Here is a 9,904-nt window from a genome sequence, read left to right on the forward strand (position 1 = left end):
CGAGTCGCTAGGCACTCATTGGGGACAGACTTAAATGAGTGCTTGCCGCCCGGCCAGCGAGCCGGCGATCCGGCAAAGACTGTCCCCAACGACTAGTCGTTTAAGAACGTCCCCAATGACTACTCCTGCACCTTGAGGGCTTCGGCCAGGCTGACGCGCTTGATAGAGCGCGTGTGCAGCAGCGCCACGACCAGGTAGGTCGCAAAGCCGATGCCGATGCATGCAGCCATGGACCAAGCGGGCACGTAGATCTCGATATTGCCGTTGTAGGCGAGCAGCATCGAGCGGAAGATGGCCGTGAGCGAGCCAATAATGACCGGCAGGCTCAGCACGAGCGACGCCGCCACGCACAGCGTGATCGAGCGGATGTACAGATGCGAGATCTCGCTATCGCGATAGCCAAAGACTTTCATGTAGCTGATCGAACGGGCGCTGTGGTCGATCACCGCCTTGGTCAGCAGGTACATAAACAGCAGGAAGATAAACACCGCGAGCCCGACCATCATGCCGATCATTTTGCTCATCATGCCGATGAACTGGTCACCCACGGCGCGCATGTCGTCGGGCGTGGTGTCACCGGCAAAGTAACGAGCATCGAGGTCGAGCTTCTCGTCGCTCACATAGCCGTTAAAGTAGGCGGCGTCGTTGCCGAACAGCTCGTTAAAGTCATCGATGCTCATATAGATATTCATGTCCGACTTTGAACCCCAGATGCAGTCCTTACCCGCGTACTCAAGAGAATAATCCCGAGCCTCGTACTTGTCGCGAAGCTCGACCTTCTGGCCCTCGCTCCAGCCAAACTTATCGAGCAGACCGCCGCCAAAGACGACGCGCCCGTCGCCGACGTTGAGGTCTTTCCAATAGCGCGAATGAGATGAAATGCCGTAGACAGAGATGGCCTCTGTGCCGTTTCCCTCGCCGCGGTCGTATTGCAGCTGGTAAACGGCATATTTCTCGGCCTGCGCGATTGCGCCCGCGCCGTTGTCGGTCGTGTTGATCGGGTGAATGTCGTCGTTGTCGGTGTCGATCTTAGAGGCCTTGTCGATCAGGTCGATGGCCTCATCGCGGTCGCAGCCGAGGGCATCGGCAAGGTCATCGAGGCGCGCATAAAGCGCATCTTTCTTGTCCTGGACCTTGGCGAGCGCGTCCTGCGCCGCGGCCAGGCTCTCGGCAGACGGAGACGCGGTCGCGGCATCGGCTGCCGTCTGCGCCGCATCGGCCGCGTCGTCAAGCTCGTCATCGGCATCCTGGGCGGCGGAGAGCAGCGCGCCGTCAATCGACTGCAAGCGCTCGAGCGCCGCCCACTGCCCGCGCTCCTCGGCAGTACCCTCAAGCTCTAGCGGAGCCTTGAGCGTGTACTGGTGCTCGGCGACCAGGCTTGTCTCCAGGTTGTCCGCATAGTGCGTCATCGTGGGCAGGATCGCCAGGCCAAAGAGCAGCAGCAGCGAGGCAAACGCAATGCCCACGAAGAGCGTGGCGAAGTTGCCCAGGTTGCGCAGGAAGATGCGCAGGCGAAAGCGCGAGACAAAGCCCATGCGCTCCGGCAGCTGCAGGCCGCGCTTGGTGCCCGATTTGCCGCTCGCCTCGTGACGAAGGAACTGCAACGGCGTCTTGCCCATCTTGCGAAGCAGGCCCACCAGCGTGATGAGGATGAGCGCGGCAGCGGGAACCACGGCGCACTTCACAAAAATCTCCCAGCTCCAGTACACCTGGAAGGGAGGCAGGCTGTACGAACCGTAATAGAGGCCGCGCATGGGCTCGGTAAAGAACGCGACGCCGAGCGCGGTGCCCAAAAGCGCCGCGACCACGCCCACGATGGCGGGAAGTGCCAGGTAGTGCAGCACGATCTCGCGGCGGCGATAGCCGCTGGCGAGCAGCGTGCCAATGATGGCGCTCTCCTCCTCGATGGTGGCGTCGGTAAGGACCACAAAGACGAACGCCATGATCACGATGATAATGTTGAGCAGCGTCATCCACATCATGGAGTCGCCGTCTACGTCGTCGCGCGCGTAGCCAATACCCTGGTTGGAATCGGCGTCGATCAGATCGTCCACGCGCGCATCGGCATCGGTCAGCGCCTCGACCATATCCTGCTCCGCATCGATGCGATCCGCGGTGGGGAGGTCGCGATCGGTAAAAGCAAAGGAGTAGGTGTAGGCAGGTGCACCACCGGCATCCTCGAGCGCGGCAAAGCCGGCGTCGGTGACCTCGGCCACACCATAGGTGATGGTGTTCACCGTAAAGTCCGAATTGTTGAGGAACAGCGCCTGGCTATCGGGCTGGGTCATGATGCCGCAGATGGTGTAGGTGCGGCCCTCAAGCTCAACCTTATCGCCCACGACAAGGTCGTTGTTGGTGGCAAAAACTCGGTCGATAGCCACCTCATCGTCCGTCTTGGGCTGCTTGCCTTCGCAGTAGGACGCGATATCGACCTTGGTGCGGTGCGCATAGGTGCGCAACGTGCGCTTGGTGCCGTCGTCGCCGGCGGTCTTTTTGATGATGGCGTCGATGGAGAAATTCTTGTAGAGCGTGACGCCGCCGACGTCGTCGGCTGCATCCTCGGCTGCCTTGAGCTGGTCGTCGGTAGCCTCGAAGGAGGTGGTCACGCGGCCGTCCTCAATCGTGTACGCATCGCGCATGTCGTCGATAAGGCAACCGATGGAATGCGCCGCGAGCAAAAAGCCCGAGGTGAGAGCGATGCTCCCGCACATAAGCAAAAAGATGCCCAGGTACTTGCCGATATTGCGGCGCAGCTCGCGCGGGAGTCGCTTTGCGAGAGGTGTCATGGCATCGCCTACCAATCGAGCTCGGCGGCCGCAACGGGCGACTCGTTGAGCCCATCCTCGACGATGCGGCCGTCGCGCAGGCGCAGCACGCGGTTGGCCATGCGGGCGATGGCGGCGTTGTGGGTGACGATGATGATGGTGCAGCCGTAGGTGCGGTTAACATCCTCCATGAGCTGCAAGATTTCCTTGGATGTCTTGTAGTCAAGCGCGCCGGTGGGCTCGTCGCACAGCAGCAGGCCCGGGTTTTTGACGAGTGCGCGGCCGATGGCGCAACGCTGCTGTTGGCCGCCCGAGACCTGGCGCGGGAACTTGTTGCGGTGCTCGTAGAGGCCCAGCGAACGCAGCAGGTCGTCGACATTGAGCGGGTTTTTGGACAGGTGCGCCGTGACCTCGATGTTCTCCTTGATGGTGAGATCGGGCACTAGGTTGTAGAACTGGAAGACAAAACCCAGCTCACGGCGGCGATACTCGCCCAGATCGGTAGGTTTGAGCACCGTGAGGGCGCAGCCGTCCACCATGATGGAGCCACCGTCGGCATCCTCCAGGCCGCCGATCAGGTTGAGAAAGGTCGACTTGCCCGAGCCCGAGGGCCCCAGCATGACGCAGATCTCGCCGCGGTTGATGGACGTGTCGATGCCATCGAGTACCGTCAGGCGCGCATCACCGTCGCCGTAGTGTTTCCTGAGCCCGCTGACCTGGACATAGGCTTGCTTTGTCGACATGCTATCCCCCGTTGTTAGCCTTCTGCTACTTTTCTAGGGTAATAGTAAACCCAGGCGAACTATTTTTAAGCGACAGGCGCGATTTTTTCCAAACCAGTCATTGGGTACTCATTGGGGACAGACTTAAATGACTGAAACCACTCATTTAAGTCTGTCCCCAATGAATGCCGGGACTGTCCCCAAGTGCCGGCAGGAAAGGAACGTCCCCAAGTGCCGACATATTGGGACAGTCCTTGCCGGCACGACCGGCGGGCCGGCGAATCGACAAAGACTGCCTCCGATGACTAGCCGTTTAAGAACGTCCCCGATGACCAGGTAGCTAGGCGTGGGATTTGGCGCGGGTGAGGGCCAGGCCTACGGCGGCGATGGCGGCGGCGAAGAGCACCGTGACGCCCAGGTCGCAGGCGATGTCGCCCAACACGGTGGCCGTTAGATCCGAGGCAAGCGCCTTGCCGATCGCGTCGTTCACCCAAAACGTCGGCACAAAGTGCGCCACCGTCTGCACGGCCGAGCCCATGAGCGACAGCGGCATCCAGGCGCCGCCCAAAAACGTCATGAGCATGCCGAGTAAGTTGCCCACGCCGTTGATCAGCTCCTCGCGCGCGCCCAAGCTCGACAGGGTAAAGCCAACGGCCAGCGGCGTGCACGCCAGGGCAAGCGTCGCCGCCAGCGCCAGGCACACGCGACCCACACCGACCTCGGCGACCGCGCCGGCAAAGCCCACGACACCCACCATGCTCGACACGAACCAGATGCAGACGGTAAGCACCGCGGCAGCCGCGAACACAGCAAGCGAACGCTGGCGCTCGGAGACCGGGCCGGCCTCCATGCGGCGCACGCGCTCGGGCTCGTTCATACCCGAAAACACCAGTCCCACCGAAACGATGACCGATGAGATGATCGCGTACGCGCCAAAGTTGAAGTACGACTCGAGCGTGGCTGCGGCAGTCGAGTCAACCTTGACCTGCTCGATCTGGACCTCCGCGCGCTTTGCGGCGGCGTGCTCGGCGGTCTTGGCGACACTGGCCCCGGAGGCAGCAGGCTCAAGCACCGCCGCAGCGCCCGCGAGCGAGATCCACCGCGAAACCTCGGCAGACGAAAGCGCCGCCGCCATGGTGCCGGAACCGTAGGTCACATCGAGCTTGGGCAAGTCCTCCCCCGCACGGGCGGCCGCAACAAGATCGTCCTCAAACCCCTCCGGGATAAAGAACACGCAGTCGGCGCTGCCCTTGGCGCTGTTGCTCTTGGAGAGCGCGTCCGCAAGGTCGTACGTGTCGTCGCCGACGCCCGTGACCAGGTCAAAGCGCGAACCCAGGTGCCTGGTAAGCGCACGCGAAAGATCGCTGCCGTCGCGGTCGACCACAATCACGTTGGCGTCGTAGGGCTTGTACTCGGTCAGCTGCGACGAGTTCCAGCTGACCGAGGCCGCAATGAACACGCCCATGAGTGAAATGAACACCGTGTAGATGAGCAGGTAGAACGGGTGCGCGAGCGCCATGCGAAGCGCGGTCTTAAAGGTGCTCATAGCGGCTCCTTCCAAAGATCAGCGTAGCGGCGGCGACAAACACCAGGGCCATGAGGACAAGCGCACCGGCGCGAACGACAAAGGGACCCAGATCCTCAAAGAAATACAGGCGGTTGAACATATCGCAGATGAGCTTGACGGGGTTGAGCCAGCACTCGGCCGGACAGGCGCGGGCAACATCGTCGGCAAGCGCCATCGCCGGCTCGCCGTAGAGTCCGGCGAACAGGGCGCACGTGGTGGCAAAGCCCGTGAGGATGCCCGATTTGGACGCCTTGCCGCCCTTAACGGGAAGCGTCCCCACAAAAAGCCCCAGGCCCGTGGCAGCAAGCGCAGATGCGGTGCCGCCCGCCAGGCACAGCCCCTCGCGCCCGCCAAAGTCGATGCCGACCACCAGGCGCACGTAGCCGATCGCGATCGCCATCGAGGCAAATGAGACCAGCCACGAGCCGACAAAAATGCCGGCCAGCGACGCCGTCTTGGAGACGCCGCCCACGCAGCGGCGCGCGCCGAGGCCGGACAGATTGGGCTGCAGATCGACGACGGCCAGGGCCGCAAACTCGGAAGACATCATCGCGACCAGGCCAAAGAGCGCGTAATAGTAGATGGTCGTACCGTCGGGCGTGGTGCGCGTAAGGCTCACGCGGCGAGTGCCGCCCTTAAGCGACAGGGCGCGCGCAACCGCCTCCGGGTCGGCGAGCGCCGCCGGGTTGTCCTGGGCAATCTGGCGCATGAGCTCGGCATTTTGCGTATACGAGCTCGCCACCGTCTCCAGGATGCTGCGGTCGGTGAGCACCGTACTGGCGCGCGAGCTATCGTAGCTCGAAAGCAACGTAAGCTTGGGCGCGCCCGCGTCGTCGACCGTGTAGACGCCCGCAACCTCGCCGGACTTGAGCGCATGGTTCGCCTCGGCCGCGTCGTCGCACTCGTGGATCTTAAGCAGCTGGTCGTCGCCCTCCTTGGCAAGCGACGTCGCCACGTCCTTAAAGGTCGAAGCGTCCCAGGCCTCGTCGGCGACAACGGCTACCGGCACCGGATCGACCTTGCCGTCGGAGCTGAGGTTCGCAAACATAAACATGAACATCGTGGAAAGCGCAATGGGAAAGAGCGCGCCCCAGACCCATGTGCTCGGCCGGCGCAGCAGCGTCTTGACCGTGATAATGATGGTGTTGATCATGGCTGCCCCCTAGTCGCGTAGCTCGCGGCCGGTGATCTCGAGGAACACGTCGTTGAGGGTCGGCGGCTCGCTCCACACGCGACCGAGTGCCACGTCGGCGGCGCGCAGCGTGTCAAGGATGTCGACCAGATTATGTGGGCTCGCCTCGCAGGTGCAGATGAGCTCGCCGCCGGACAGCTCAACCGAAAGCACGTGCTCCAGAGCGCGCAGCCGCTCGACCGTGGCGGGCTCGACGGCGCCGACCTCGACGGTCACGCGCTCGCCCATCTGAATCATGCGCTTGAGCTCGTCGTTGGTGCCCTGCGCCAGCACGCGGCCGCCGTCCATGATCATGATGCGGCTGCAGATCTGCTCGACCTCCTCCATGTAATGGCTGGTATACACCACCGTGGCGCCCTCGTCGCGCAGGCGGCAGATGCCCTCCAGAATGGCGTTGCGGCTCTGCGGATCGACTGCCACTGTGGGCTCGTCAAAGAAGATGAGCTCGGGCTTGTGCGCGATGCCGCAGGCAATGTTGAGACGGCGTGCCAAGCCGCCCGAGAGCTTTCCGGGGCGAAACTTGGTAAAGTCGCCCAAGCCGACAAAGTCGATCGCCTCGTCCACCAGCGCGCGGCGGCGCTTGCGGTCGTTGACGTAGAGGCTGCAGAAATAGTCGATGTTTTCGCGCACGGTGAGCTCGTCAAACACCGCCACCTGCTGTGGCACCACGCCGACGCGACGCTTAAGGTCGTAGCGGGTGGGCGTCATGGGCTCGCCGAACAGCTCGATGGTGCCCTTGTCGTAAGCGAGCAGCTGCAGGATGCAGTTGATGGACGTGGTCTTGCCCGAGCCGTTGGGGCCCAGCAGGCCAAAGATCTCGCCAGGGGCAATACTCAGGTTAAAGTGGTCGAGCGCGATAAGATCGTCGTAGCGCTTGACGAGGTTTTCGACGTGGACGATATCTGTCATGAGGCGGCCCTTCTGTTGGTCGTGGCCCGGTACGATTGCATCATCGCAGGAGAGGACGGCGCGCACCAGTGAGCTTTGTCACGAGTGCGAGGGGGCAGAGGCGAAACCCCCGCTCGCGCGAGCGATCGACGCCGCTTTGCCGCGCGGGAGGAATGTCACGGTTGCCCCGGGCGGCGCCTCCCCCGCGCGCAGCATCGCGTACAATACCCGTATGAACAGGCTTTTCGACAAATCGATTGTGCTGGCGTGCTGTATTGCGGCCGCCATGGGTCTTGCCGTGGACGCTCGTCTGGTTGTGGCGTTTTGCCTTGGCGTTATGGCCACCTCGGCGTCGGAAGTCGCACGAGAAGAACACGCCCATCGCGCGAGCGAGGCCGCGAGCTACGCTTACATCATCGCTGCCGTCTTCGTGCCGCCATTTATGCCGTTCGCACCCCTTGCCTTCTATGACATCGCGCGACGCGTGCGCCGTGAACGCATCTGGCCCGCGCTGGCGATTGGCGCCGTGTTTGTCTGCGCGCTTGTCGCGGACCTTCGTGGCGGCGTGCTCACCACCCGAACGCTGTTGCTAACCGCCATCCTTTCGATCGCTGCCACGTTGCTGTCGCTGCGCACCGCGCAGCTGGAGCGCGAACAGGATCGCATGCGTCGCACCCGCGACAAGCTGCAAGAACGCGCCCTGGTACTCGAGGCACGCAACCGCGACCTCGCCGACCGCCAGGACTACGAAGTCGAGCTCGCAACGCTCGCCGAACGCGCCCGCATCGCGCGCGAGATCCACGATAACGTGGGCCACCAGCTCACGCGCGCTTCGCTCCAAACCGAAGCCTTGCGCGTGGTCCACGCCAACGAGCCCGGCGTCGCCGCCGATTTCGCCGATGTCAAACGCACGGTTGACGAGGCGCTCCAGCTCGTGCGCGCCAGCGTCCACGCGCTCAACGACAATGCAACCAACCTCTCCGTGCAGCTCGAGCGCATCGTTGAAGGCGTACGCTCGGACAGCGGCCCACAGATTGAGCTTGAAGTTTTGGCCGAGCATGCGCCCGCCAACGTCGCCAACTGCTTTGCGGCGGTCCTGCGCGAGGCGCTCTCCAACACCATGCGCCACGCTTGCGCCCAGACCGTCACCGCACGATGCATGGAGCATCCGTCGTTTTACCAGCTCATCGTTACCGACGATGGCGTGGGCGGGGTCCAAGCAATCGGCCGTGGCGCCGCGGAGGGCATGGGGCTCGTCTCCATGCGCGAGCGCATCGAGGCGCTTGGCGGCACCTTCACCGCCGGTCCGCGCGCCGGCGCCGGCGGCTGGCGCGTGTTTGCCACCGTTCCCAAACAGCAAGGAGATGAGGACCGATGAGGCTCATAGTTGTCGATGACGACCACTTGGTAGTCGATTCACTCAAGATTATCCTAGGCGCCCAGCCGCAGATCGAGGTGGTGGGTACCGGCGCCAATGGCGACGACGCGGTCGCGCTCTACGCTGAGCACACGCCCGACATCGCGCTGCTCGACATTCAGATGCCGGGGCGCGACGGACTTTCGGCGGCACGCGAGATCCTTGAGCGCGACCCTGCGGCGCGCGTGGTGTTTCTGACGACATTCTCGGATGACGAGTACATTGTGTCGGCGCTTAAACTGGGCGCCCGCGGCTATCTGATCAAAACCGATGTCTCCGCCATTCCACCGGCGTTGGCGCAGGTCATGGACGGTAAACGCGTGCTCGAGGGTAAGGCGATCGAGGATGTCGACTTTGATGGGGCGGACGCTGAAGCCGGTGCGACCCGCCGGCCCGCGGCCTTTGCCGGTCTGACCGACCGCGAGTTCGAAGTCGCCGAGCTCATCGCCCGCGGTCTCGACAACAGGGAGATCGCCGCCACAGCCTACATGGGCGAAGGCACCGTGCGCAACCACATCAGCTCGATCCTGGCCAAAATGGACCTGCGCAACCGTACGCAGATCGCCATCGCCTACCTGCGAGGGCAGTTGCCCGAAGATTGACCGCCCCGGCAGAGTAAAATGGCTGTTACCGATTTAATGCCATTTCAAAACTATGTCGGTTTACTACGATGAATCGCCCACCTTCGATCACGGCAAATTGAGCGCTTGCAAAACCGCAGGTAGAACGCTTGCGATATTTAGAAAAATGCAGTCATGGTCGGGAATGTCGAATTCGTCGTAGTAAACCGGCATAGTTTTGTTCGGTCGGCCCTGCACGAGCGCCTCCGCAAGGCTCGCGGGACCAAAATGATCTGCTTTCTTCCGCCCGCGGAGATCGGCTGACGGCGCTCGCCACGAAATGGGCCCATCTACTACGTTTGACTCGATACCCCCGACCATAACCGCTATTCATGAAAAATCGCAGGCGTTCTACCTGCGGTTTTCATTTCGCATTGCTTGCCGTGGTCGAGGGCTGCCGCCTAAACGTAGTAGATGGGCCCATTTCGTGGCAGACGAGTCACGCGATAGCCCTCGCGAGGCCAAAATAGTCCGTTTTCCTCCGTCCACGGGAGTTAAAGGGCTGTTACGGATATGCTGCCATTCCAAAACTACGCCGGATTACGGAGCTAAAGTCGGAGCCCTCATCCATACCCCCTATTTTTGAAAAACAACAGGCTATCTACCTGCGGGTTTGTTTTTGCGATTTTCTGTATGGTCGGAGGTTCGCTATCCAGTCCCGTAATCCGGCATAGTTTTGTTCGCAGCGGCACAACCGCGCGCTCACGCGCGGGGCCCGCGGGGCATTTTTGCC

Annotated in this window: 7 protein-coding genes; 2 read left to right on the forward strand and 5 right to left on the reverse strand. The window is 62.5% G+C overall.

Annotated features, from left to right (window positions below):
* Nucleotides 1-119: 119 nt before the first annotated feature.
* The 5 genes from DW925_RS07545 to DW925_RS07565 form a co-directional block, all read right to left on the reverse strand.
* On the reverse strand, nucleotides 120-2,786 hold the full coding sequence (locus tag DW925_RS07545; RefSeq protein ID WP_117790723.1) for an ABC transporter permease: 2,667 nt from the start codon (nucleotides 2,784-2,786) through the stop codon (nucleotides 120-122).
* Between the two features lie 8 nt (nucleotides 2,787-2,794).
* A complete protein-coding gene (locus DW925_RS07550; RefSeq protein WP_117630024.1) occupies nucleotides 2,795-3,508 on the reverse strand; it encodes an ABC transporter ATP-binding protein in 714 nt (237 codons plus the stop codon).
* A gap of 319 nt (nucleotides 3,509-3,827) precedes the next feature.
* Nucleotides 3,828-5,033 carry an ABC transporter permease gene (locus DW925_RS07555; protein ID WP_117630025.1) on the reverse strand — a complete coding sequence of 402 codons (1,206 nt, stop codon included), beginning with the start codon at nucleotides 5,031-5,033 and terminating at the stop codon, nucleotides 3,828-3,830.
* Entirely contained in the window at nucleotides 5,020-6,207 is a 1,188-nt protein-coding gene (locus DW925_RS07560) for an ABC transporter permease (protein WP_117790724.1), read from the reverse strand. The genes DW925_RS07555 and DW925_RS07560 overlap by 14 nt, the downstream gene beginning before the upstream one ends.
* A gap of 9 nt (nucleotides 6,208-6,216) precedes the next feature.
* Nucleotides 6,217-7,155 (reverse strand): ABC transporter ATP-binding protein, encoded by a 939-nt coding sequence (locus tag DW925_RS07565; protein WP_117630027.1) that lies wholly within the window; start codon nucleotides 7,153-7,155, stop codon nucleotides 6,217-6,219.
* Between the two features lie 211 nt (nucleotides 7,156-7,366).
* Between DW925_RS07565 and DW925_RS07570 the strand changes: the two genes are divergently transcribed.
* Both DW925_RS07570 and DW925_RS07575 read left to right on the forward strand, forming a co-directional pair.
* Nucleotides 7,367-8,512, forward strand: a complete 1,146-nt coding sequence (locus DW925_RS07570; protein WP_158551696.1) for a sensor histidine kinase — start codon at nucleotides 7,367-7,369, stop codon at nucleotides 8,510-8,512.
* Nucleotides 8,509-9,153 carry a response regulator transcription factor gene (locus DW925_RS07575; RefSeq protein ID WP_117630029.1) on the forward strand — a complete coding sequence of 215 codons (645 nt, stop codon included), beginning with the start codon at nucleotides 8,509-8,511 and terminating at the stop codon, nucleotides 9,151-9,153. The genes DW925_RS07570 and DW925_RS07575 overlap by 4 nt, the downstream gene beginning before the upstream one ends.
* Nucleotides 9,154-9,904 lie beyond the last annotated feature (751 nt).

Origin of the sequence: Collinsella sp. AM43-1, assembly GCF_003467925.1 — a bacterium.
Lineage (GTDB): Bacteria > Actinomycetota > Coriobacteriia > Coriobacteriales > Coriobacteriaceae > Collinsella.

Coding starts and splice junctions, on each gene's coding strand:
- DW925_RS07545 (WP_117790723.1), bottom strand. CDS start 2,786: ATGACACCTCTCGCAAAGCGACTCCCGCGCGAGCTGCGCCGCAATATC.
- DW925_RS07550 (WP_117630024.1), bottom strand. CDS start 3,508: ATGTCGACAAAGCAAGCCTATGTCCAGGTCAGCGGGCTCAGGAAACAC.
- DW925_RS07555 (WP_117630025.1), bottom strand. CDS start 5,033: ATGAGCACCTTTAAGACCGCGCTTCGCATGGCGCTCGCGCACCCGTTC.
- DW925_RS07560 (WP_117790724.1), bottom strand. CDS start 6,207: ATGATCAACACCATCATTATCACGGTCAAGACGCTGCTGCGCCGGCCG.
- DW925_RS07565 (WP_117630027.1), bottom strand. CDS start 7,155: ATGACAGATATCGTCCACGTCGAAAACCTCGTCAAGCGCTACGACGAT.
- DW925_RS07570 (WP_158551696.1), top strand. CDS start 7,367: ATGAACAGGCTTTTCGACAAATCGATTGTGCTGGCGTGCTGTATTGCG.
- DW925_RS07575 (WP_117630029.1), top strand. CDS start 8,509: ATGAGGCTCATAGTTGTCGATGACGACCACTTGGTAGTCGATTCACTC.